We start from the raw sequence: 22,546 nt of genomic DNA on the forward strand, positions 1-22,546 counted from the left end.
ACAGTGGGTATCAACCAGGTACCCGTTGCGTGGATTTATCTGCCCCGAGCTCCGACTGCGACCGACCCCCCATGTCCCTGGGCCCATTGGAGGTGAGCCGCCGTGGCACTCTCGATTTCGGCGGTTGTGCTGCTGGCGATCATCGTCTTCCTGCTGGTCAAGAAGTCAGGCTTGAAGGCGGGGCATGCGGTGGTCTGCATGCTCCTCGGCTTCTACCTGGCCTCGTCGACGATCGCGCCCACGATCAGCGAGCTGACGAACAACATCGCGGGGATGATCGGAGACATCAACTTCTGATTCCGCCCTCGCAACCGGCCCGCACGTCGGCGGCGTCCTCTCTCCGGAGTGCGGAGAACACCGGGGAGACGGAGCCGGAGGCGGTAGGGCATGGCGAAAACCGTGGTGGGAATCCTCCTGTGCGGTCTGGTCGGGCTGCTGCTCCTGTGGGTCGGCCTGCACGATGCCGTACGGGTGCGGAGACTGCGTCAGCACGGGGTTCGAACCGCCGGCACGGTGGTCGACAACGTCCGGGTCGACAGCAACAACGGCCCCTCGTGGGCGCCGGTCATCGCCTTCGTCGACCACCACGGATACCGCGTGGAGTTCACGCCGCGCATGCGCGGATCCGGCATGGGGCTCGCGACCGGACGCGAGGTCACCGTGGTCTATCTGCGCGAGGATCCGCAGACGGCACGTGTGCTCATGCGGCGCCACATGACGGGGCCGGTGTACTTCATGCTGGCCGGCGCCCTGGCCTTCCTGTGCGGCGTGGTGGCGATCGCCGCGTCGGCCTGACGGACCGCCGGATCAGCCCTCGACCGCGTACGGCAGGAAACCGGTCCACGCGGTGGGGGCGAAGGCGAGCTGAGGGCCGCGGAGGTTCTTCGAGTCGCGGACGTGGACGGTGGTGGGGTCGGTGGCGATCTCCACACACGAGTCGCCTTCGCTGCTGCTGCTGTAGCTGCTCTTGAACCACGCGAGGCCGGAGGCGTCCCCGGACAAGGTCTTGCGGCTCATGTCTCCCCCAGCAGTTGCTCGATGAATGAGGCTGTCTCACGCGGCGTGAGGGCCTGGGTGCGGATGATGCCATACCGAAGTTCCAGGATACGGAGCTGCCTGGGCTCGGTAACCGGGCGGCCGTTGGCAACCGCCTGCGAGCGCCCGACCATCGAGCCGTCCTCGAACTTCAGCACCTCGATGCCGCCTGCCAGACCAGCGTGCTCCTCGTGATCCATCGGCATGACTTGAAGCTCGACGTTGCGCAACTGACCCAGTTCCAGCAGATGCTCCAGTTGTTGACGCAGCCTTGCCTTTCCGCCCAGCGGACGTCGAAGCGTCCACTCCTCCAGGACGAAGCTCAGGTCGGGAGCAGGGTCCTTGTCGAACACTGACTTGCGGGCCACACGCGCGGAGATGAACTGCTCCACTTCCTCCGCCGAGTAGGCGGGACGCCTCATGAGGAGGAGTCCACGTGCGTAATCGGGCGTCTGCAACAACCCGTGAATGTTCAAGGGATCGTAGAGCTGAAGCTCGACCGCCCGCCCCTCCAACTGTGCGAGATCCCGAACCTTCTTCGGATACCGGACCTTCTTGACGTCCTCCCGCATCGCCGAGATGAGCCCACCGGCGCCGAGCACCTCGTCCGCCTTGTCCAAGTACTCGGGCCTGGGGATCCGCTTCCCCGTCTCGATCTTGTACACGAGATCCGCCCCGTACCCGGCGGCCACCGCGAAGTCGTTGACCCGCAGGCCGGCCGCCTCCCGGCGGAGTCGCAACTGCCGCCCCACCGTGGCCAGCACGGCCAGTGCCCAGTCGTCGTCCGGGTCGACCTCCCACCCCGGCTCGTCCGTCCGGTCCGTCTCCGGCGCGACCCGCACCGCCTCTTCGCTCACCGACATGTGTGCCCCTTCGACAGCTTGGACAGGGCCCGTCCGACCTTGGACCGTAGCTCTACGTGACGGCATGGTGACCCGTTTAAGTATGTCCGGTCGGCCACGCTCGGTGATGTGAATCAGCGAACCCAGGGAATCTCCAAGGACGGGACACGACCCGAACCGGGCGGCACCGTACGGAACTTCAGCGTGCTGCTGTCGTCCACCCCGCGAGGTGCCCGCCTCGCCCGTCTGCTCGCCGCGGACACGCTCCGGAGCTGGGGGCTTCCGTACGAGCGGGCGAGTCATGTCGTCGCGGAACTGGCAGCCAACGCGGCCACCCACGGCCGCCTCCCGGGCCGCAGCTTCCGGCTCACGCCCTACGTGATCGGTACGACGGTCCGCGTCGAGGTCACGGACACACGCGGTGACCGGCTGCCCGCGACGCAAGTGCCGGACGCGGGAGCCGAGTCGGGGCGGGGCCTGCTGCTCGTCGAGGCTCTGGCGGACCGCTGGGGCGTGATCGAGGAGCGGTTCCCGCGCAAGACCGTCTGGGCCGAACTGGGCTTTTCACCACCGGAACCCGGGTCCTCGCGCTCCGGTGCCGTCGGCGACTGAAAGACAAAGAACGTTCGGGAAAAGACCCCCACCAAACCCGACCCTCCCGCCCGTAGCCGTACCCGCTCGTGCTCACTCGGGCGGGTGAACATCGCCGGTCCGGCTGGATTTTCGGACCTCCGAAGCCCGACGCTCAGCCCAACGCACCACCACGAACACCGCAGACATGAGACGGCCCCCGCCGGGACGGGAATCCCAAAGCGAGGGCCTCACCACCGAGGAAGAGAAGAGCTTCCAGATGGATACCGAGAACCCTAGCGTGCCGCTGCGCGCCCAGGCCCGCCCTGCGGGCGACAAGCGCCCCGACCGGCGCCCCGGCACGGCTCACCGCACCGGCGGCGGGATCGTCCACGAAAACACCCGCCACACGACCCGCTTCACGGTGATCGGCAACCACCTGGCCCAGCACCGGGAGCTGTCGCTCCTCGCCATCGGGCTCGGGACACACCTCCAGTCGCTGCCCAAGGGCGCCCCCGCCGACATCAAGACCCTCACCGCCCGGTTCCCCGAGGGAGCCACCCGTATCGCCGCCGCCCTGCGCGAACTTGAATCACACGGTTACCTGCGCCGCGACCGCCACCGCACGCCCTCCGGCCGGATCGTCACCCGCACGGTCTCCTGCAATCAGCCGGCGGCCAAGCCGGGCGGCCCCGAGCCCCACCCGGAGCCCCGGAAGGCCCGGCAGCCGTGCGAGGAGGGCGAGGCCGTGCCCAAGGCGCCTGAGAGACGCCCCCACAAGCCACTCCCCGCCGTCCCACGCCCGGCCTGCTCCGGCCCCGGGATCCTCCAGGCCGCCACCGACCTCCTCGCGAGCCTGCGCCGCCACGATCCGAGCCTGCTCCTCTCCGCCTGCGACACGGCCCACCTGGCGCCCGGCGTCGCCGCGTGGCTGGAGCGCGACGTCGCCCCTGCCGCCGTACGCCGTGCCCTGACCGCGGACCTGCCGCCCGAGGGCGTACGACGACCCGCCGCCCTCCTGGCCCACCGGCTCACCGCCCAGCTCCCGCCCCCGGCTCCCTTCCGGCCTCCGACCGCAGCCCCGTCGTCACCCGTACGTCACCCGATGCAGAACTGCGACGGCTGCGACCGCGGATTCCGCGCTCCCGGCCCGGGCCGCTGCCGCGAGTGCCGAACTGATCACCGTGAGGCCGCTTAGCTGTCATGTCTCACCAGGCTGGTCACATGAGGTCCTCGAACGTGAGCTGTTGCTCGAGGTCGTCCGTCCTGAGCGATGTCTGCCCACTGGCCTGGCCGCCCGGCTCCCGTTCAGTCCTGGGCCGGGAAGTCCAGGGCGGTCCCGTACATCCGGGAGACCCGGATCAGGATCACCACACGCCGGTCCGGCAGCGACGGCTCGCCGGGGGCCGCCCCGTCGGCCGGGTCCACTATTTCCGCCTCGCCCTCCGCCACGGCGAACGACCAGACGTCCGGCCCGCTGACGTGCAGTGCGGTGTGCGGGTCGCGGCGCAGTTGGCGGACCTTGAGGCGGTCGGCGGTGGAGGAGATGCGCAGGACGCGTTCCTCGGCGTTCCAGTCGTAGACGACGGTCGACAGGTGAGGGTGACCGGTGCTCCTGACGCTCGCTAGTACGCCGAACTGCTGGCGGTGCAACAGCTGGGAGAGTTCCTGGTCGGTGAGCACCCGGGGGGCCGGGCCGTCGTTCTCGGTGGTGCCGGCGGGCGTCTCGGTGACGGTCTTCTCGCTCATGGGTCAGCCTTTCGGCGGTCGGGTCGGGTCGGGTCGGGTCGGCGGGTCGGGTCGGGCTGGGAGGCTCGGGACGCGTCGCGTCGGGGCCGGTTGGGGCGGGAGACGGGTCAGACGGGCGTGGTCCGGGCGGGAACCGGCGTGTCGCCGGCCGGCTCCTGGGCGGCCCGTCGCTCGGGGCGGCGCAGCATCGCCGAGGCGACGACGAAGGCGGTGACCAGAAGCCCCGCGCCCGTCGCGAAGGCGAGCCGGTAGCCGCCGGTCAGCGCCTCGGCCGCCGTCCGGCCGTCCGCCGCGAGACTCTCGGTGCGAGAGGCCGCCAGGGTGGACAGGACGGCGACGCCCAGGGCCATGCCGATCTGCTGGGTGGTGTTGAACAGGCCGGACGCGAGGCCGGCGTCCTCCTCGCTCGCGCCGGACATGCCGAGCGTGGTCAGCGCGGGCAGCGCGAGGCCGAAGCCCGCGGCGAGCAGCATGACCGGCAGCAGGTCGGCGGCGTAACCGGCCCGGACGGGGACGCGGGCGAGCAGGGCGAGGGCGCCGACGAGGAGCACGATGCCCGCCAGCAGGACGTTGCGCTCACCGAAGCGGGCGTTGAGGCGGGCCGAGACTCCCAGCGAGGCCGCACCGATGGCGGCGGCTGCCGGGAGCATCGCGAGGCCGGTCTCGGCGGCACCGTACCCGAGCACCTTCTGGAGGTAGAGGGCGACGAGCACCTGGAAGGAGAAGAGCGCGGCGACCATCAGGATCTGGACCAGGTTGGCGCCGGAGACGCTGCGCGAGCGGAAGATCCTCAGCGGCATCAGCGGGTTCTTCGCGGTGGCCTGACGGACGAGGAACGCGGCGAGCAGTACGGCGGCGAGGGCGCCGAGGCCGAGGGTGCGCACCGAAGTCCAGCCGGACTCCCCGGCCTTGACGACGGTGTAGATGCCGAGCATCAGACCGGAGGTGACCAGCACCGCGCCCAGGACGTCCGCGCCCGCCCCGACGCCGAGTCCCCGGTCACCGGGCAGGACGCGTACGGCGACCGCGAGGGCGGCGACGCCGATCGGCAGGTTGATGAAGAAGATCCAGTGCCAGTTGAGCGCGTCGGTGAGTACGCCGCCGAGGACCTGGCCGATCGACGCACCCGCCGCGCCGGTGAAGCTGAAGACGGCGATGGCCTTGGCGCGCTCCCGGGGTTCGGTGAACAGCGTCACGAGGATGCCCAGGCTGACGGCGGAGGCCATCGCGCTGCCGATGCCCTGGAGGAAGCGGGCGGCGATCAGCAGGGCGGGCGAGGTGGCCGCACCGGCCAGCAGCGAGCCGGCGGTGAAGACGACGGTGCCGGCCAGGAACATGCGCCTGCGGCCGAGCAGGTCACCGAGCCGGCCGGCCAGCAGGAGCAGGCTGCCGAACGCGACGAGGTAGGCGTTGACGACCCAGCTGAGGCCGGCGGGGGTGAAGCCCAGGTCGTTCTGGATGGCGGGCATCGCCACGGTCACGATGGAGCCGTCGAGGACGATCGTCAGCGTCCCGGTGGCGAGCACTCCGAGAGCGAGCCGGCGTGAGCGCCGAGTGGTGGGAGAAGCGGGCGGCGGCTCGGAATCGGATGCGGCAAGCATGCGGTCTCTCCTGTCGGTTGGGACGACAGGAGAGACCGTAACAGATGGTTTTGTTGCAGACTATTTCTTTCGGTCCTGCTTATCGTGGCCCGCTTCCCGCTTCCCGCTTCCCGCTTCCTGCTCCCTGCGGCCTGTCCTGCTGCGGCCGTGCCCCCCGGGCTACTTGGGCTGACGCGCCCGGCGGGCGGAGCGCGGAGCCTCCACCGGGGTCGCCAGGCTGTCGCCGACCAGGTGGTTGAGTGTGCGCAGGAGGGCCTTCCTGTCCGTCTCCGGAAGTGCGGCCAGGGCCTCGCGATGCACGCGGTCGACGATCTTCTGGCTCCGCCCGGCGACGCGGGCGCCCTCGCCGGTGACGGCGACGACCCGGGCCCGCCGGTCCGTACTGGAGGGGCGGCGCTCGGCCAGGCCCGCCTTCTCCAGGGCGTCCACCGTCACCACCATCGTGGTTTTGTCCATGTCGCCGATCTCGGCGAGCTGGATCTGGGTGCGCTCCTCCTCCAGGGCGTGCACGAGCACACAGTGCATCCGGGCGGTCAGGCCGATCTCGGCGAGAGCGGCGGACATCTTGCTCCGCAGGACGTGACTGGTGTGGTCGAGGAGGAACGACAGGTCCGGTTCGGTGCGTGCGGGCGTCATGGCGGTCATGTCCGTCAGCGTAGAACAGCTCGATCCGAGGCGGATTATCCAAAAGAGACCTAGCTCGGCGGGGTCGAAGCCACTGGAGATTCGGGCCGGTGCGAGCGGAGGGGAGGCGGTCCGTACCGTCCCCGGGCCTCATAGGGTGGACCCCATGACGGATCTTCCCGGCCGGCGTCTGCTGCTGGTGCACGCGCACCCGGACGACGAGTCGATCAACAACGGCGTCACCATGGCCCGGTACGCGGCCGAGGGCGCGCACGTGACGCTGGTGACCTGCACCCTCGGCGAGCGGGGCGAGGTCATTCCGCCCGAGCTCGCCCATCTGTCCGGGGCCGCCCTGGGCGCGCACCGCAGGGGCGAGCTGGCGGACGCGATGCACGCGCTCGGCGTCGACGACTTCCGGCTGCTCGGCGGGCCGGGGCGGTTCACCGACTCCGGGATGATGGGGCTCTCCGACAACGACGAGCCCGGCTGCCTGTGGCAGGCCGACGTCGACGCGGCCGCGGCCCTGCTCGTCGACGTGATCCGCGAGGTGCGCCCCCAGGTGCTCGTCACCTATGACCCGAACGGCGGCTACGGCCACCCCGACCACATCCAGGCCCACCGCATCGCCATGCGGGCGGTGGAGCTGGCGGCCGAGGCCGGGTGCCCGGTCGCCAAGGTCTACTGGAACCGCGTGCCGCGCTCCCACGTCGAGGACGCCTTCGCCCGGCTCCGGGACGAGCTGCCCGGATCACCGTTCGAGAAGGCGGCCGAGGTCGAGGACGTCCCGGGCGTCGTCGACGACGAGCGGATCACCACGGCGATCCACGGCGAGGGCACCGCGCACGCCTCCGCCAAGGCCGCCGCGATGCGCGCGCACGCCACCCAGATCACGGTCGCCGAACCGTACTTCGTCCTCTCCAACGACCTGGCCCAGCCCCTCCTCACCACCGAGTACTACGAACTGGTTCGCGGTGAGCGCGGCGACGGCGACGGCGACGGCGGCGGCGGGCGCGAGAGCGACCTGTTCGCGGGAGTCGCCGCCGCCCCCGGAAGCGGGGCTGCCTCGTGAGCGGCCGAAACGAGCCCGCGAGCTCCGCACTCGCCCAGCCGCTGCGCCCGCCCTCGGTCGGCCGGGCCCTCCTCTACGTGGGCCTCTTCGTGCTCGGTGCCGTCCTCGGGGTGGCGGGTGCGCTGCTCCAGCCGGCCTGGTTCCCGGGCGGGCTGCTGCTCGCCCTGGCCGCCGAGGCGGGACTGTGCCTCGGCGCCGGCCGCGCCGTGGGGCGCCGGGGAGGGGCCGTCGCGCCCGCCCTCGGCTGGGCGCTCGCCGCGGTACTGCTCACCACCAGCCGTCCGGAGGGCGACTTCCTGTTCGCCGCCGGTATCGGCTCCTACCTCTTTCTGCTCGGCGGGATCGCCGTTGCTGTGATCTGCGCCACCCTCGCGCCGGTACGGCAACCGGACGGCGACCGCGTCCGACTTCGCAAGTGACGTACCGCTTCGCCGTGCCGCGGGCGTGCGAGTCCCGTGTGGGTTTCCCCGGCGGTCACGGGATACGCGCCAAGGGTGGCCAGTATGGTGGTGCGCGCCGCCGAGCCGCCCGCTGAAGGTGTGACGGGCGGCGGAGCCAACCGGGAGAACCTGCCTTGAGTCGTGAAACTGACAGTTCGTCCTCCGGGCCCCACGGGCGCGGCGGAGCCGCATACCCCTCGGGCACCCCGCCCTATGGGACACCCACGGCTTCCGACGCCGGTGCGGACGCGGGCCGTTCGGCCACGCGGCCGGAGGAGCGCAAGACCGAGACGACGCTGACGACCCGCATCCGGATCAACATCCCCGGGTCGCGGCCCATTCCGCCGGTCGTCGTGCGCAAGCCCGTCGCGGACGGCGACAGCGCCGCCGACGACACGGAGGCGGCGACGACGGGGGAGCGGCCCGCGCCGGCACCCGCGCCGAGCGCCTCCGCCGCGCCCTCGGGCGCCCCCGCGGCTCCCGCCGAGCCCGCGCAGTCCGCACAGTCCGCCGATGAGAAGCCGACCAGCGACTGGTTCGCACCCCGCAAGTCTGGTCAGGGCAAGGGCGCTCAGGGTGGCGGTTCCACCAACGGCGCCGGTTCGCCCGGCGGTTCCCCGGCGCCCGGCGCGGGCGCGGGTGCTTCCGGTGCGGGTACCGGTGCCGGTGCGCGACCGGGCGGCGGGAGTGGCCGTCCCGGTGGTGTCGTCGGTTCCATGAACGCACCCGGCGGTTCCCGGCCCGGTTCCGCGGGCGGCGCCGCCCGTTCCGGGGCGACCGGTGGACCCGTGGCGCCCGGCCACGGCGGTGGCACCGGCTCCTTCGACGTGACCGAGGCACTGGCGGCCGGTCCGCTGGGCGGCAACGGCTCCCGGCCGGGCGCCGACGCCGGTGGCGAACCGGGCCGCGACGACCTGCCGGTCCGCACGGGGGAGGGCCGGACCGGCCAGGGCCCCGGCGCCCCCGGCGGGCAGCGCAACGGCCTCAACGGGCAGTCCCCGTACGGCGCGGGCCCCCAGGCCCCCGCGGGCCCCACGAGCGGCCCGGCCACCGGCGACAGCCGGATGGCGCCGCCCCCGGTCGGGGACCTCGGCGGTCTCGGCCTGTCCGGAGGGCCCGGTGCGCCGGCCGGACAGCGCGAGTCCGCACCGAACGACCTGCGCGGCCCGGGCGGACCCGGCGGCGCGAACGGATTCGGTGGTCCCGGTGGTCCGGGTGGCCCTGGCAGGCCGGTGGGCTCCGGTCCCGGCGCGGGCCCCGACGCCGCCCGCCCCGGCCCCGGCGGCGGGCTCAGCGACGACACCGCGATCCTCACCCCGCAGCGGCCGGCTCCCCCCGGCGCGGGCAACCCGGACAACGTCTCCGGCAACACCGTCACCAGCGGCATCCCCGTCGTACCGGGCGGGCGCAACGAGCCGTTCCGGGGCGCCCCCGGCGACGGCCCGCTGCCGCACACGCCGCCCAAGCTGCCCGAGCCGGTCTCCGCGCCCCCGGCGAGCTCCGCCAAGCCCGCCAAGAAGAAGGGGCGCAAGAAGCTCCCGCTGCTCGTCGGCGGCCTGGTCGTCGTCGCCGGTGTCACCTACGGCGCCGGTCTGCTGATGAACCGCTCCGACGTGCCCAAGGGCACCACGGTGCTCGGCGTCGACATCGGCGGCGGCACCCGCGACGACGCCGTCGAGAAACTGGACAAGGCCCTCGGCGCCCGCGCGGCCAAGCCGCTCAAGCTCACCGTGGGCGGCGACACCGTCTCCCTGAAGCCCGACCAGGCGGGACTCCAGCTCGACACGCAGGCGACGGCCAGCGACGCGGCGACGAGCGACTACAACCCGGTGTCCGTGATCGGCTCGCTCTTCGGCCAGAAGCGGGTCGTCGAACCGGTCATGCCCGTCGACGAGGAGAAGCTGCACGCCGCCCTGGAGGACGCCGCCGGCGGGGCCGGTTCGGTGACCGAGGGCACGATCAAGTTCGAGTCCGGCAAGGCCGTCCCCGTGTACGGCAAGGCCGGCAAGGGCATAGACGTCGCCAAGTCGACCGAGGCCGTGCAGGCCGCCTACCGCGCCCAGGTGGAGACCGGCACCGCCACCGGGGTGAACGTGCCGACGACCACCAAGGAGCCCACGGTCTCCAAGGCCGAGGTCGACCGGATGATGAAGGAGTTCGCCGAGCCTGCGATGTCGGACCGCGTGACCGTGCAGACGGACCCGGCCCACTCGATTCCGCTCAGCCCCGAGAAGTCGCTGTGGAAGTTCCTCCGGGTCACGGCCGTCGACGGCAAGCTGGTCGACAAGCCCGACCTGAACGCCCTCAAGGAGCTCTACGGCCAGACCTTCGACGGCGTGCTCATCACCCGTGCCAACGGCGACAAGACGCCCGTCACCCCGCAGGACGTCTACGGCGCCATGCGCCAGGCCCTGAAGAGCAAGACCGACCGGGTGGCGGTCATCGACACCAACCCGAGCTGACACCGCGCCAGGACAGGAAGCGGCACGACTGAGGGCAGTCGTGCCGCTGGGGCGGCGCGGGCAGGCGCGGGCGGGCGCGGGCGGTATCCCGTCAGCGCGGGCAGGCGCCCCCGGCCCCCCGGCGGTCAGTTCAGCAGCGCCCGAGCCGCCCGAGCCTCCCCGCGCACCTCCTCCGCGACGGCCTCGTCCACCGCCGACAGCACCTCCGCATACGCTTCCAACTCCCCGGCCCCCGCCGAGAACTCCCCCCGCTGCACCAGCAACCGCGCCCGCTCGTACCGCAGCCGCGCCGCATGCGAGGGCAGCAGCAGCGCCAACTCGATCGCCCACAGCCCCACCGCCGACTGCTCCGGCCGCCCCGCCGCCCACGCCCGGACGTTGTTCAGCACCCGGGACACCACCTCCAGCGGCGCCGCGGGCTCCAGCATCGACGGCCGCAGCTCCGCCCCCGTCGCCCCGGCGACCAGCACCTCCGCGTCCTTCCCGCTCAGCAGCCGTCCCCCGTCGAACGGATCGACGAGCACCCGCCCGTCCGCCGAGTCCCCGTCCGCCGCGTCCCCGTCCGCCGAGTCCCCGGCCGCCGTGTCTCCGGACCCCGTCCCGTGGCCCGTCCCGTGGCCCGTCCCGAACCCGACCACGAAGTGCCCCGGCAGCGCGACCCCGTACACCGGCGCCCCCGCCCGCCGGGCCACCTCCAGCCACACCACCGACAGCAGGATCGGCAGCCCCCGCCGCCGCAGCAGCACCTCGTGCAGCAACGACGACTCCAGCCGCTGGTAGTCCGCGGCGACCCCGTGGAACCCGTACCGCTCGCCGAGCAGGTCCCGCAGCGCCTGGGCCCAGGCCCGCGGCGTACCCGGCCGGAACGGCAGCTCCCCGGCCAGCCGGTCCAGTTCCACCTGCGCGGCGTCCAGGGCCGGCTCGTCCAGCGTCCCGTCCGCCTCCGCGCCCACCAGCAGGCACAGCGTGGCCAGGTCGGGCCGCTCGGAGCGCGCCTCCTCGGCGAACCGCCGCCGCACTTCGGCCGAACGTTCCGGCGACGGGGGCCGGGGAGGATGAGGATGACCCATGGTCGGCTCGTGCCCTTTCGCAGTGCTGTCGAGGTGAGGCCGGGTGATCGGCTACCCGTCCGTTCCGGCGTCCCCGGGTTCCCGGTAGTGGTGGTAGGCGTGGTGCGCCGCGAAGCCCATCCGGGCGTACAGCGCCCTGGCCGCCGCGTTGTCCGTCTCCACCTGGAGCCACGCCGCCGACGCGCCCTCGTCGAGCGCCCGCCGGGCCAGCGCGGCCATCACGGCGGTCGCGAGCCCCCGGCGCCGCCGCGCGGGATCGACCTCGACGGCCGCGAAGGAGGCCCAGCGCCCGTCCACGACACACCGCCCGATCGCCGCCGGGCCGTCCGCGCCGGGCACCGTGGCGAACCACACCGACGGCCCCGAGCCCAGCACCCGCAGGGCCACGTCGCTCACGCCCTTGCGCCCGTACCGGGCCAGCCACGCCTCGTCCGCCTCCCGGGACAGGACCACCCCGGTGCCCTCGGCCAGGTCGGCGACCGGGGCGAGCCCGCCGGTCCACACCTCGGCCGTCACCTCCCGGACCCAGCCCCGCCGCTCCAGCTCCGCGCACAGCAGCTCCTGCGTGCCCTCGGCACCGGTGGCGGTCTGGACGTACGCGGGCAGGCCCCGCTCGCCGTACCAGCGCCGTACGGCCGCCAGCGCCTCGTCGAGCGGCAGGCCCGGATCGCCGAGCGGCAGCACGGAGTTGGCCCGCCGGGTGAAGCCCCCGGCCGCCCGCAGCTCCCACCCGCCGAGCCGCTCGCTCTCCACCGGACGCCAGGCCCGCGCGGCGACCCGCGCCAGCTCCTCGTAGGACGTGGCGGGCCCGCGCCGGCGGGCGGGCGCGGACGGCACGACCTTCCCGGCGACGAGGGCGGACTCCGCGACACGGACGCATTCGCCACTCTTCCGTGTGATGAGCAGCACACCGTCGGTCCATGATGTGAGAACGCCAACCGTGTCGGTGAACTTCTCACCCGCGACACCAGGTTCGCTCAAGCGCCGCACGGAGACTCGTTTGCCCACGTCAGCAGTGGTGATACGGACCTCAAGACGCCCGGCGGCAGAGATTTCCACGGCTCTGTCCACCCCTCCTGTTCGGATCATGCCCAAGAACGGAGATACTAGGGGCGGGCATCGACGACGCCGCGCTCCCGCGCGCCAGGCGGCGGAGCCTACGGAGGCCCGCCAGCGCCCTATCGAGGAGGAACGACAGCGTGACCTACGTCATCGCGCAGCCTTGTGTCGACGTGAAGGACAAGGCGTGCATCGAGGAGTGCCCGGTCGACTGCATCTACGAGGGCCAGCGGTCCTTGTACATCCACCCGGACGAATGCGTCGACTGTGGTGCCTGTGAGCCGGTCTGCCCGGTCGAGGCGATCTTCTACGAAGACGACACTCCCGAGGAGTGGAAGGACTACTACAAGGCGAACGTCGAGTTCTTCGACGAGCTCGGCTCGCCCGGCGGCGCCAGCAAGCTGGGCCTGATCGAGCGCGACCACCCCTTCGTCGCCGCGCTGCCGCCGCAGAACCAGTAAGAGCGGCCCGCACACGCGCCGCCTCGGTCCCGTACGACCCGGTCACCCCGATCGGCGCCGCACGGGACCGAGGCGTTTGCCGTACCGGCGCCGACGAGGAAAGGGAGCCACCCACCGTGTCATCAGTCTCCGACCGACTTCCCGCCTTCCCCTGGGACAAGCTGGAGCCGTACAAGAAGACGGCCGCGGCCCACCCCGGCGGCATCGTCGACCTCTCGGTCGGCACCCCGGTCGACCCGGTCCCCGAGCTGATCCAGAAGGCCCTGGTCGACGCGGCGGACTCTCCGGGCTACCCGACCGTCTGGGGCACCCCGGCGCTGCGGGACGCCCTCACCGGCTGGGTCGAGCGCCGCCTGGGCGCCCGCGACGTCACCCACCGCCACGTGCTGCCCGTCGTCGGCTCCAAGGAACTCGTCGCCTGGCTCCCGACCCAGCTGGGCCTCGGCCCGGGCGACAGGGTGGCCTTCCCCCGCCTGGCCTACCCGACCTACGAGGTCGGCGCCCGCCTGGCCCGCGCCGAGTACGAGGCGTACGAGGACCCGACCGAGCTGGACCCGGCGGGCCTGAAGCTCCTCTGGCTCAACTCCCCCTCCAACCCGACCGGCAAGGTCCTGTCCAAGGCCGACCTGACCCGGATCGTGGCCTGGGCCCGCGAGCACGGCGTCCTCGTCGTCTCCGACGAGTGCTACCTGGAGCTGGGCTGGGAGGCCGACCCGGTCTCGGTCCTGCACCCGGACGTCAACGGAGGCTCGTACGACGGCCTGGTCGCCGTCCACTCCCTCTCCAAGCGCTCCAACCTCGCGGGCTACCGGGCGGCCTTCGTCGCCGGAGACCCGGCGGTGCTGGGCCCGCTCCTGCAGATCCGCAAGCACGGCGGCATGATGACCTCGGCGCCGACCCAGGCGGCCGTCGTGGCGGCCCTCGGCGACGACGAGCACGTCCGCGTCCAGCGCGAGCGCTACGCGGCCCGCCGCACCGCCCTGCGGGAGGCCCTGCTCGGCCACGGCTTCCGCATCGAGCACAGCGAGGCCAGCCTCTACCTCTGGGCCACCCGCGACGAGTCCTGCTGGACCACGGTCGCCCACCTCGCCGACCGCGGCATCCTGGTGGCCCCGGGCGACTTCTACGGCCCGGCGGGCGACCACTTCGTCCGCGTAGCCCTGACGGCCACGGACGAGCGCGTCCGGACGGCGGTCGAGCGCCTCAAGGCCTGAAACCCGGCTGTGGGCAGTCGTTCCGCAGGGCGCAGGGGGGGTACCTCCCATGCCCTTCAGACACGGGGGTACCTCCCATGCCCTCCAGGCACGCTCACCGCACCGACGCAGGACAGAGAAACGCCGGGGCCCAGTCGGGAAACCTGGACCCCGGCGCCGCTCAAGCCCGGTGCTAGCCGACCGGCAGACCCTGAACCGGCAGCCCGCCCTTGCCCAGCGCGTCCGTCGGCAGCCCACCCTTCGTCGCGGTCGACGCCGTGTCACCCACGATGTCCCCGGCGGAGCCCGCCGCGTCCCCGGCGGCGTTCTGCGCGGCCGGCGTGGCCTTCTTGACGACCGATCCACCGGTCTCGCCGGCGGCCGGCACGGCCTTCTTGACGGCCTTGCCGCCGGTGTCACCCGCGGTCCCGGTGACGTTCTCGGCCGCGGAGGCGGCGGTGTTGCCGACGTTCGCCCCGTCCAGGGCGGTCAGCCCCCCGAGGTTCGGGGTGGCCGGCAGTTCGGGAGCCGCGCTGGCGGAGCCGGCCGCACCGACCCCGGCAGCCGCTCCCGCAGCGACGAGCAGCGCGGCACGGGCGATCCGGCGGGTCAGGGGGAGGGACATGATGCTCCTTCGACGGAAGTCAACGTTGGGGAATCCGACCGTGCCCGGAGGCGATCGGAGAGCGATCGACCGGGCTCGGACGCAGTGACTACCGACTCGGGAGCCGCGGAGGTTGCGGCGACCCAACGTAAAGAGTTGGTAATGCGTCGCATTATCAGGTGCACAGAAAAACGGGCAAAAGGGCGCCGGTCGGAAAGTCTGCTGAATCCTTACGGCCCTTGATTTTCCTGGGCTCCGACGCGCTCCGGGGTGACGGCACGAAAACCCGTGCTCCGCGTCGACCTGGCGCCGACGCGGGTCACCCTCAGAGGCGACGGCTCGTACGGGCGAGCTACCGGGAAGTGGTGATCCGCACCGCGCCCGCCGCCCGCTCCGCGCCCTTGGCGCCGCCGCCCGTCGGGTACCACTTGCTGTCGGTGTTGCCCGCGGTCCACACCCGGCCCGCGTAGGTGACCCGCTGGATGTGCAGCGAGGAGGCGTTGGCCACGGCCCAGTGCGCCACCTGCCAGCCGCGCCGGCCGGTCTCCCGTTCCCCGGCCGCACCGCTGCCGCCGGTCATGGGCACCGTCACGGTCCGCTCCTCGGAGGCGCCCGCGAACCGTGCCGTGCCGGTGCCGGCGTCCGTGCCGTCGGAGACCTCCGCACCGGCCGGTCGGAGCACCGTGTGCCCGAAGTCGCGCACCAGTGCCGCGCGCACCGCGTCCGGCCCCTTGTCCGGGGTCGGACCGGGGCGCCCGTCGCAGGTCAGCGTCGCCGCGGACCGTCCGGTGAGCGCGGCGGCGAGCAGCTCGGCGCCCGGCTCGTGCTTGGCGTAGGCGTACGGGAAGGCGCTGCGCTGCACGCGCTGGGCGGCGTCGGTCAGGGGCAGGTCCAGGTAGCCGGGGATCTCGACCAGGTGGTCGTAGAACAGGCCCGCCGAGTACGTCGGGTCCATGATCTCCCCGGGTGTGCCCCAGCCCTGCGAGGGCCGCTGCTGGAACAGGCCGAGCGAGTCCTTGTCGCCGTGGTCCAGATTGCGCAGGGCCGACTCCTGCATGGCGGTCGCCAGCGCGATCGTCACGGCCCGCTCCGGCAGCTTGCGCGCGGTGCCCACGGCGGTGATCGTCGCCGCGTTCACGGCCTGCTCCGGCGTGAACTCGTAGCCCGCCCGGCCGTCCTTGCCGGAGGCCACCTTGCAGCCCGGAGCACCCGCGCCTCCGGTGACGTACTGCACGGCCAGGTAACCGGCGACCGCGAGGAGAGCCATGGAGGCGGCGCCCGAACGGGCGAGGCGGCCACGGCGTTTGCGGGGTGGGGACGGCTGAAGCACGCGTACAAGGTACTGGAGGGTAGGGTTCGGTGTCCCCCGGGTACGCACACTGCCCCGAAGGGCAGGGCGTTAGGGTCGGGGCCATGGCCGATACCCCGCTTGACCTCACGCTGGACGCCGCGGAGCTTACCGCGCGGCTCGTCGACCTCCCGTCCGAGAGCGGCACCGAGAAGCCGTTGGCGGACGCGGTCGAGAGCGCGCTGCGGGCCCTGCCCCACCTGTCGGTCGAGCGGTACGGCAACAACGTCGTCGCCCGTACGGACCTGGGCCGCGACGAGCGCGTGATCCTGGCCGGCCACATCGACACGGTGCCGATCGCCGGCAACGTCCCCTCCCGGCTGGACGAGGACGGGGTCCTGTGGGGCTGCGGCACCTGCGACATGAAGGCGGGCGTCGCGGTCCAGCTGCGCATCGCGGCCACCGTCCCCGCCCCCAACCGCGACCTGACCTTCGTCTTCTACGACAACGAGGAGGTCGCCGCCGAGCTGAACGGCCTGAAGCACGTCGCCGAGGCCCACCCCGAGTGGCTGGAGGGCGACTTCGCGGTGCTCCTCGAACCGTCCGACGGCCAGGTGGAGGGCGGCTGCCAGGGCACGCTGCGGGTGCTGCTCAAGACGGCGGGGGAGCGGGCGCACTCCGCACGCTCCTGGATGGGCTCCAACGCCATCCACGCCGCCGCCCCGATCCTCGCGCGCCTGGCGGCGTACGAGCCCCGCTACCCGGTCATCGACGGCCTGGAGTACCGCGAGGGCCTCAACGCGGTCGGCATCACGGGCGGGGTGGCGGGCAACGTCATCCCCGACGAGTGCGTGGTCACGGTCAACTTCCGCTACGCCCCCGACCGCAGCCCGGAGGACGCCCTCGCCCACGTGCGCGAGGTCTTCGCCGACTGCGGGGTGACGGAGTTCGTGGTCGACGACCACAGCGGCGCTGCCCTGCCCGGCCTGTCCCACCCGGCCGCGGCCGCCTTCATCGAGGCGGTGGGCGGCACCCCGCAGCCCAAGTACGGCTGGACGGACGTGTCCCGCTTCTCCGCGCTCGGCGTCCCGGCGGTCAACTACGGCCCCGGCAACCCGCACTTGGCGCACAAGCGCGACGAGCGGGTCGAGGTGGCGAAGATCCTCGCGGGGGAGGAGCGTCTGCGCTCCTGGCTGACGGCATGATCCACGGCGTCCGCGGCGGGTTTATGTCGCTGCGTGGCGGACATGCTGAGGTCCCTCGTACGTAACCCGCGTAGATCTACGCTGAGGTGGAAGAACCTGCAACTGGAGGGAGCGCGCATGGCTACCGGCAACCCCGAGGGCAAGAAGCGGCCACCGGAGGAGCAGCGCCTGGGCCCCGTCCTCCGGCGGCGGGACCAGGTGCAGGAGAGCACCACGGACCAGCGCCTGCTGGACGAGCGTGCCCCCACGGACTGGGTCCACACCGACCCCTGGCGGGTGCTGCGCATCCAGTCCGAGTTCATCGAGGGCTTCGGCACGCTGGCCGAACTGCCGCCCGCCATCAGCGTCTTCGGCTCCGCCCGGACACGGACGGACTCGCCGGAGTACGAGGCGGGCGTCCGGCTCGGCCGCGGGCTGGTGGAGGCCGGCTTCGCCGTCATCACCGGCGGCGGGCCCGGCGCCATGGAGGCGGCCAACAAGGGCGCCCTGGACGCGAAGGGCGTCTCGGTCGGCCTGGGCATCGAACTGCCCTTCGAGCAGGGGCTCAACCCCTACGTCGACATCGGCCTGAACTTCCGGTACTTCTTCGTCCGCAAGATGATGTTCGTCAAGTACGCGCAGGGCTTCGTCGTGCTGCCCGGCGGCCTCGGCACCCTGGACGAGCTCTTCGAGGCCCTCACCCTGGTGCAGACCCAGAAGGTGACCCGCTTCCCCATCGTCCTGTTCGGCTCCGAGTACTGGGGCGGCCTGGTCGACTGGCTCCGCGGCACCCTGGTCGCGCAGGGCAAGGCCGCCGAGAAGGACCTCCTCCTCTTCCACGTCACGGACGACGTGGACGAGGCGGTGGCCCTGGTCTCCAAGGAGGCGGGCCGGTAGAGAGCGGTCGGCCACGGGCGGGGGCGAGGGTTACGCCAGCCCCCGCCGGGCCACCGCCGGTGCCCGGTGCCCGGCGATCGTCGACACCATGTCCAGGACCTGCCGGGTCTCCGCCACCTCGTGCACCCGGTACACCCGTGCCCCCAGCCACGCCGACACCGCCGTCGTCGCCAGCGTGCCGATCACCCGCTCCTTCACGGGCCGGTCCAGCGTCTCCCCGACGAAGTCCTTGTTGGACAGGGACACCAGCACCGGCCACCCGGTCTCCACCATCTCCCCGAGCCGCCGCGTCGCCTCCAGGCTGTGCCGCGTGTTCTTCCCGAAGTCGTGCCCGGGGTCGATCAGCACCGACTCCCGCGGCACCCCCAGCCCCGCCGCCCGCTCGGCCAGCCCCACCGTCACCTGAAGGATGTCGGCCATGACGTCTTCGTACGTCACCCGGTGCGGCCGGGTCCGCGGCTCGGCGCCGCCCGCGTGCGTGCACACCAGCCCCACCCCGTACCGCGCCGCGACCTCGGCGAGCTTCGGGTCGACGCCGCCCCACGCGTCGTTCAGCAGGTCCGCGCCCACCTCGCACACGGCCTCGCCGACCTCGTGCCGCCAGGTGTCCACGCTGATCACGACGTCCGGGAAACGCCGCCGCACCTCCGCGACGAAGCCCACCGTCCGCCGGGCCTCCTCCGCGGCCGTCACCTCGTCCCCGGGGCCGGCCTTCACCCCGCCGATGTCGATGATCGCGGCACCCTCGGCCACCGCCTGCTCCACGCGCGCGAGGGCGGGCTCGTCGCGGAAGGTCGCCCCCTGGTCGTAGAAGGAGTCGGGGGTCCGGTTCACGATCGCCATGATCACCGGCTCGTGCGCCGCGAACTCACGCCTGCCCAGCCTGAGCGTCCCCTGTGACATCTTCTCGTCCATACCCGTTCTCTCGTCCGCTCTCGGCCCCGGGTGCGCGGTCCTTCGACGGCCGCGGCCCCGACTGTCAGACTCGCATGGCACGATCGGACCCGACACAACCGACTCCGGCACAACCGGTTCCGACCCGACCATGGGGGCCCCAGCGATGGTCATGTTCCTGTTCCTCGTCATCGCGCTGGCCGTCGTCGTGGCCGCGGTGACGCTCGCCGTGGTGGGCGGCGGCGACAGCGGGCCGCTGCCCGAGGCCGCGCCCGAGCGGGTGAGGGACGCGCTGCCCCCGGACCGCCCGGTGGGCCGCGGCGACGTGGAGCGACTGCGCTTCCCGCTCGTCGTCCGCGGCTACCGCATGGCGGACGTCGACGACGCCCTCGGCCGTCTCGGCGCCGAGCTGGCCGAGCGCGACGCCCGGATCGCCGACCTGGAGTCCGCGCTGGCGGGCGCCCGGGCCGCGGCCGCCCACCGCCACGTCGTCATGGACAAGCCGGCTCCGGAGGACCAGCAGTGAGCGCCGGGGAGGCCGTCGCGGGCCCGGACGGCGCGCTGCGCTGCCCCTGGGCGCTGTCCACCGAGGACTACGTCGCGTACCACGACGAGGAATGGGGCCGCCCGGTCCACGGCGACGACGCCCTGTACGAGCGGCTCAGCCTGGAGGCCTTCCAGTCCGGCCTGTCCTGGATCACCATCCTGCGCCGCCGCACCGGCTTCCGCCTCGCCTTCGCCGGCTTCGAGATCGCCAAGGTCGCCGCCTTCACCGACGCGGACCGCGAGCGCCTGCTCGCCGACGCCGGCATCATCCGCAACCGCGCCAAGGTCGACGCGACGCTCGCCAACGCGCGGGTGCTGGCCGAGTGGGCCCCCGGCGACCTGGACGAGCTGATCTGGTCCCACGCCCCGGACCCGGCCGGCCGGCCGGTCCCCGAAACCCTCACCGACGTCCCGGCGGTCACACCGGAGTCCACGGCGCTGTCCAAGGCCCTGAAGAAGCGGGGCCTGCGCTTCGTCGGCCCGACGACGGCGTACGCGCTGATGCAGGCCTGCGGACTGGTCGACGACCACCTGGCGGCGTGCGTGGCCCGCCGCGCCTGATCCGCCGGGCGCCCGCCACCGGGCGCCAACGGCACCGGGCGCCCGCCTACCGGCCCAGGTACTCCGGCTTCACCTTCTCGACGAACGCCCGCACCGCGATCGCGTGGTCCTCCGAGGACCCCGCCCGCGACTGGAGCTCGTCCTCCTTGTCCAGCGTCTCGGAGAGCGAGTGCGTCAGCCCGTACGCCATCGACTCCTTCAGCGCCGCGTACGCCACCGTCGGCCCCTCGGCCAGCGCCCGCGCCGTCTTCTCGGCCTCGGCCCGCAGGTCGGCGGCGGGGACGACCCGGCTCGCGATCCCCAGCTCGTACGCCTCCTGCGCCTTGACGGTGCGCGGGAAGAGCAGCAGGTCGGCGGCGCGCCCGGGGCCGACGACGCGCGGCAGCGTCCAGGAGACGCCGGAGTCCGCGGTGAGCGCCACGCCCGCGAAGGACGTGTTGAACGACGCCGTGTCCGCGACGATCCGGTAGTCCGCCGCGAGGGCGAAGCCGAGGCCCGCCCCGGCCGCCACGCCGTTCACCGCCGCGACCACCGGCTTCTCGGCCCCGGCGAGCGCCCGCACGATCGGGTTGTAGTGCTCGCCCACCGTGCTCATCGTCTGGCCCGAGCCGGTCTCCCGGTCGGCGGCCAGCAGCCCGATGTGCTCCTTGAGGTCCTGGCCGACGCAGAACGCCCGCTCTCCGGCCGCGGTCAGCAGCACCGCCCGTACGGTGTCGTCCGCCCCCGCGGAGCGCACCGCGTCCCGGAGCGCGACCTTGGTCTCGATGTTCAGCGCGTTCATCGCCTCGGGGCGGTTCAGCGTGATCGTCGCGAGCCCGTCGCTCACCTCGTAGAGCACGGTGTCGGCCATGGAAATCCCCTCCGCGTAGTGGCATGCAGTGGCTTGTGTCCGCAGACAGCATGACGGAGATCACCGGGAACGGATCGCCCGGGCGATGTGACCTGCGTCAAAGAATTCCGGTCCGTATCCGTTCGGTGGAAGTGGGCGGGGGCGCGCAGTATCGCAGTCACATCGCCGAATTGAGTGGTTTTGCTCGCGCGCGTTGCCCAAGCGATGCCGACTGATGTTGGTCATCGGGTCCTGGGATGCGGGATAATGGCCGGGAAGCAATGTGTTCGATGCCGGTGTCGCGCGTCCCTGCCGGATTGCGCGTGCCCTCAGGGGCCGTCGGCGGTGACGGTGAGCTGGTATCAGGAAGGGGAACGAGCATGGCGGCCATGAAGCCGCGGACGGGCGATGGCCCGCTCGAGGTGACCAAGGAGGGGCGGGGCATCGTCATGCGCGTTCCGCTCGAAGGCGGCGGGCGGCTCGTCGTCGAGCTGACCCCCGATGAGGCCGACGCGCTCGGCGACGCCCTCAAGAAGGTCGTCGGCTGACGCGCGAGCGACCATACCCGTTCAGTCGCCCCGGTACCGCACATGGTGCCGGGGTGATTGTTTTGTAACGGCTTTCCCCGGCGCCGGCGCTTTCCGTCAGCGCTTCACGGCGCACAGCAGTCCGTCGCCCACCGGGAGCAGGGACGGCACCAGCTCCTGGCTCTCGCGCACCGCGCGCAGGAGTTCCCTCACCCGCAGCACCTCGGTGGGCTGCGGTCCCGAGTCGATCGTGCGGCCGGCGCCGAAGACGCCCTCGAAGGCGACGAGACCTCCGGGACGCAGCAGGCGCAACGATTCGGCGAGATAGTCCAGGTACTCCAGGCGGTCGCCGTCGCAGAAGACGAGGTCGTATCCGGCGTCCGCGAGCCGGGGCAGCACGTCCAGGGCGCGGCCGGGGATGAACCGGGCCCGGTTGCTGGCGAACCCCGCGGCCCGGAAGGCCTGGCGGGCGAACTGCTGGTGCTCCGGCTCCGGGTCGACCGTGGTCAGCACGCCGTCGGGCCGCATGCCGTGCAGCAGATGGATCCCGGAGACGCCGCAGCCGGTGCCGATCTCCGCGACCGCCTTGGCGTCCACGGCGGCGGCGAGCAACCCCAGGGCGGAGCCCGTGCCCGGGGTCACCGAGCGCAGACCCGCCTCGCGGGCCCGGTCGCGTGCCCAGAGCAGCGCGTCGTCCTCGGCGACATAGGCGTCGGCGAACGCCCAGCTCGTCTGCCGGTTGCCGGTAATGGCCCTCTCCTGTCCCCGTCGTTGCCTCGGCGTGACTGTATCCGTTGGCGTCGGGAACCCGCAGATGGGACCAGTCGTTCAAAGGGACAAGCAGAGAGACGTGACAAAGGGACGACCGAGCGGCCGGGGCCGGGACGGGGGGCGGCGAATGGACCAGGGCGTCGAGCGGGTTCCGACGCGGCCGGACGAGCCGTACCGGCCCAGATCAAATTCTCGTAAAACCGCTTATCCGGAGCTAACGGGCGAGGTGGCTATGGTAGGGGCTCCACTGGACACCACCAGAGCCGACAG

General features: G+C 72.6%; 26 protein-coding genes. 14 read left to right on the forward strand and 12 right to left on the reverse strand.

Going from position 1 to position 22,546, the window contains the following annotated elements:
- Positions 1–102 precede the first annotated feature (102 nt).
- Together Sco07f_RS27665 and Sco07f_RS27670 are read left to right on the forward strand one after the other, a co-directional pair.
- Positions 103–297 (forward strand): hypothetical protein, encoded by a 195-nt coding sequence (locus Sco07f_RS27665; RefSeq protein ID WP_007444504.1) that lies wholly within the window; start codon positions 103–105, stop codon positions 295–297.
- Between the two features lie 90 nt (positions 298–387).
- Entirely contained in the window at positions 388–795 is a 408-nt protein-coding gene (locus tag Sco07f_RS27670; RefSeq protein ID WP_087789630.1) for a DUF3592 domain-containing protein, read from the forward strand.
- 12 nt (positions 796–807) lie between these two features.
- Here Sco07f_RS27670 and Sco07f_RS27675 read toward each other — a convergent pair whose 3' ends face one another.
- Positions 808–1,017 (reverse strand): DUF397 domain-containing protein, encoded by a 210-nt coding sequence (locus Sco07f_RS27675; protein WP_108989509.1) that lies wholly within the window; start codon positions 1,015–1,017, stop codon positions 808–810.
- Positions 1,014–1,898, reverse strand: a complete 885-nt coding sequence (locus Sco07f_RS27680; RefSeq protein WP_108989510.1) for a helix-turn-helix domain-containing protein — start codon at positions 1,896–1,898, stop codon at positions 1,014–1,016. The genes Sco07f_RS27675 and Sco07f_RS27680 overlap by 4 nt, the downstream gene beginning before the upstream one ends.
- A gap of 108 nt (positions 1,899–2,006) precedes the next feature.
- On the opposite strand from Sco07f_RS27680, the gene Sco07f_RS27685 reads away from it, so the two are divergent.
- Entirely contained in the window at positions 2,007–2,489 is a 483-nt protein-coding gene (locus Sco07f_RS27685; RefSeq protein ID WP_108989511.1) for an ATP-binding protein, read from the forward strand.
- 238 nt (positions 2,490–2,727) lie between these two features.
- The gene (locus tag Sco07f_RS27690) at positions 2,728–3,645 is read left to right on the forward strand and encodes a helix-turn-helix domain-containing protein (protein WP_174855423.1); all 918 of its coding nucleotides are present in this window, start codon (positions 2,728–2,730) and stop codon (positions 3,643–3,645) included.
- Between the two features lie 110 nt (positions 3,646–3,755).
- Here the strand turns inward: Sco07f_RS27690 and Sco07f_RS27695 are convergent, their stop codons facing one another.
- From Sco07f_RS27695 to Sco07f_RS27705, 3 genes are all read right to left on the reverse strand, one after another.
- Positions 3,756–4,196: a pyridoxamine 5'-phosphate oxidase family protein gene (locus Sco07f_RS27695; protein ID WP_108989513.1), complete on the reverse strand. Its 441-nt coding sequence runs from the start codon at positions 4,194–4,196 to the stop codon at positions 3,756–3,758.
- 107 nt (positions 4,197–4,303) lie between these two features.
- Positions 4,304–5,797 carry an MFS transporter gene (locus tag Sco07f_RS27700; RefSeq protein ID WP_108989514.1) on the reverse strand — a complete coding sequence of 498 codons (1,494 nt, stop codon included), beginning with the start codon at positions 5,795–5,797 and terminating at the stop codon, positions 4,304–4,306.
- 159 nt (positions 5,798–5,956) lie between these two features.
- Complete coding sequence (locus tag Sco07f_RS27705; protein ID WP_108989515.1) at positions 5,957–6,442, reverse strand: MarR family winged helix-turn-helix transcriptional regulator; 486 nt, start codon at positions 6,440–6,442, stop codon at positions 5,957–5,959.
- A gap of 145 nt (positions 6,443–6,587) precedes the next feature.
- Here Sco07f_RS27705 and mshB point away from each other — a divergent pair, with 145 nt between their 5' ends.
- From mshB to Sco07f_RS27720, 3 genes are all read left to right on the forward strand, one after another.
- Positions 6,588–7,490 carry an N-acetyl-1-D-myo-inositol-2-amino-2-deoxy-alpha-D-glucopyranoside deacetylase gene (gene mshB / locus Sco07f_RS27710; RefSeq protein ID WP_108989516.1) on the forward strand — a complete coding sequence of 301 codons (903 nt, stop codon included), beginning with the start codon at positions 6,588–6,590 and terminating at the stop codon, positions 7,488–7,490.
- On the forward strand, positions 7,487–7,909 hold the full coding sequence (locus tag Sco07f_RS27715) for a DUF6113 family protein (RefSeq protein ID WP_054099110.1): 423 nt from the start codon (positions 7,487–7,489) through the stop codon (positions 7,907–7,909). The genes mshB and Sco07f_RS27715 overlap by 4 nt, the downstream gene beginning before the upstream one ends.
- A 155-nt stretch (positions 7,910–8,064) precedes the next feature.
- Positions 8,065–10,392 (forward strand): hypothetical protein, encoded by a 2,328-nt coding sequence (locus tag Sco07f_RS27720; protein WP_108989517.1) that lies wholly within the window; start codon positions 8,065–8,067, stop codon positions 10,390–10,392.
- Positions 10,393–10,517: 125 nt separating this feature from the next.
- Here the strand turns inward: Sco07f_RS27720 and Sco07f_RS27725 are convergent, their stop codons facing one another.
- Both Sco07f_RS27725 and Sco07f_RS27730 read right to left on the reverse strand, forming a co-directional pair.
- The gene (locus Sco07f_RS27725; protein WP_108989518.1) at positions 10,518–11,462 is read right to left on the reverse strand and encodes a transglutaminase family protein; all 945 of its coding nucleotides are present in this window, start codon (positions 11,460–11,462) and stop codon (positions 10,518–10,520) included.
- Between the two features lie 51 nt (positions 11,463–11,513).
- On the reverse strand, positions 11,514–12,521 hold the full coding sequence (locus Sco07f_RS27730) for a GNAT family N-acetyltransferase (RefSeq protein ID WP_108989519.1): 1,008 nt from the start codon (positions 12,519–12,521) through the stop codon (positions 11,514–11,516).
- Between the two features lie 140 nt (positions 12,522–12,661).
- On the opposite strand from Sco07f_RS27730, the gene fdxA reads away from it, so the two are divergent.
- Both fdxA and Sco07f_RS27740 read left to right on the forward strand, forming a co-directional pair.
- Complete coding sequence (gene fdxA, locus Sco07f_RS27735; protein ID WP_003973842.1) at positions 12,662–12,982, forward strand: ferredoxin; 321 nt, start codon at positions 12,662–12,664, stop codon at positions 12,980–12,982.
- A gap of 116 nt (positions 12,983–13,098) precedes the next feature.
- Positions 13,099–14,196 carry a bifunctional succinyldiaminopimelate transaminase/glutamate-prephenate aminotransferase gene (locus Sco07f_RS27740; protein WP_108989520.1) on the forward strand — a complete coding sequence of 366 codons (1,098 nt, stop codon included), beginning with the start codon at positions 13,099–13,101 and terminating at the stop codon, positions 14,194–14,196.
- Positions 14,197–14,368: 172 nt separating this feature from the next.
- Here the strand turns inward: Sco07f_RS27740 and Sco07f_RS27745 are convergent, their stop codons facing one another.
- Both Sco07f_RS27745 and Sco07f_RS27750 read right to left on the reverse strand, forming a co-directional pair.
- A complete protein-coding gene (locus Sco07f_RS27745) occupies positions 14,369–14,800 on the reverse strand; it encodes a hypothetical protein (RefSeq protein WP_007444338.1) in 432 nt (143 codons plus the stop codon).
- Between the two features lie 331 nt (positions 14,801–15,131).
- A complete protein-coding gene (locus tag Sco07f_RS27750; RefSeq protein WP_108989521.1) occupies positions 15,132–16,109 on the reverse strand; it encodes a VldE C-terminal domain-containing protein in 978 nt (325 codons plus the stop codon).
- 83 nt (positions 16,110–16,192) lie between these two features.
- Here Sco07f_RS27750 and dapE point away from each other — a divergent pair, with 83 nt between their 5' ends.
- Together dapE and Sco07f_RS27760 are read left to right on the forward strand one after the other, a co-directional pair.
- Positions 16,193–17,272: a succinyl-diaminopimelate desuccinylase gene (dapE, locus tag Sco07f_RS27755; RefSeq protein ID WP_042825068.1), complete on the forward strand. Its 1,080-nt coding sequence runs from the start codon at positions 16,193–16,195 to the stop codon at positions 17,270–17,272.
- A gap of 117 nt (positions 17,273–17,389) precedes the next feature.
- A complete protein-coding gene (locus Sco07f_RS27760; protein ID WP_054099105.1) occupies positions 17,390–18,148 on the forward strand; it encodes an LOG family protein in 759 nt (252 codons plus the stop codon).
- Positions 18,149–18,178: 30 nt separating this feature from the next.
- Here the strand turns inward: Sco07f_RS27760 and folP are convergent, their stop codons facing one another.
- The gene (folP, locus tag Sco07f_RS27765) at positions 18,179–19,051 is read right to left on the reverse strand and encodes a dihydropteroate synthase (RefSeq protein WP_167468257.1); all 873 of its coding nucleotides are present in this window, start codon (positions 19,049–19,051) and stop codon (positions 18,179–18,181) included.
- 157 nt (positions 19,052–19,208) lie between these two features.
- Between folP and Sco07f_RS27770 the strand changes: the two genes are divergently transcribed.
- Both Sco07f_RS27770 and Sco07f_RS27775 read left to right on the forward strand, forming a co-directional pair.
- The gene (locus Sco07f_RS27770; protein ID WP_108989523.1) at positions 19,209–19,568 is read left to right on the forward strand and encodes a DivIVA domain-containing protein; all 360 of its coding nucleotides are present in this window, start codon (positions 19,209–19,211) and stop codon (positions 19,566–19,568) included.
- On the forward strand, positions 19,565–20,149 hold the full coding sequence (locus Sco07f_RS27775) for a DNA-3-methyladenine glycosylase I (protein ID WP_054099104.1): 585 nt from the start codon (positions 19,565–19,567) through the stop codon (positions 20,147–20,149). The genes Sco07f_RS27770 and Sco07f_RS27775 overlap by 4 nt, the downstream gene beginning before the upstream one ends.
- A gap of 46 nt (positions 20,150–20,195) precedes the next feature.
- Here Sco07f_RS27775 and chcB read toward each other — a convergent pair whose 3' ends face one another.
- Entirely contained in the window at positions 20,196–21,005 is an 810-nt protein-coding gene (gene chcB, locus Sco07f_RS27780; protein WP_491590404.1) for a 2-cyclohexenylcarbonyl CoA isomerase, read from the reverse strand.
- Positions 21,006–21,358: 353 nt separating this feature from the next.
- Between chcB and Sco07f_RS27785 the strand changes: the two genes are divergently transcribed.
- On the forward strand, positions 21,359–21,526 hold the full coding sequence (locus tag Sco07f_RS27785) for a DUF3117 domain-containing protein (protein ID WP_003966491.1): 168 nt from the start codon (positions 21,359–21,361) through the stop codon (positions 21,524–21,526).
- A 96-nt stretch (positions 21,527–21,622) separates the two neighbouring features.
- On the opposite strand, the gene Sco07f_RS27790 is transcribed toward Sco07f_RS27785, so the two are convergent.
- Positions 21,623–22,321, reverse strand: a complete 699-nt coding sequence (locus tag Sco07f_RS27790; RefSeq protein ID WP_161337139.1) for an O-methyltransferase — start codon at positions 22,319–22,321, stop codon at positions 21,623–21,625.
- Positions 22,322–22,546 lie beyond the last annotated feature (225 nt).

It is taken from the genome of Streptomyces coelicoflavus, from assembly GCF_003112555.1.
In the GTDB taxonomy this organism is placed as follows: domain Bacteria; phylum Actinomycetota; class Actinomycetes; order Streptomycetales; family Streptomycetaceae; genus Streptomyces; species Streptomyces coelicoflavus.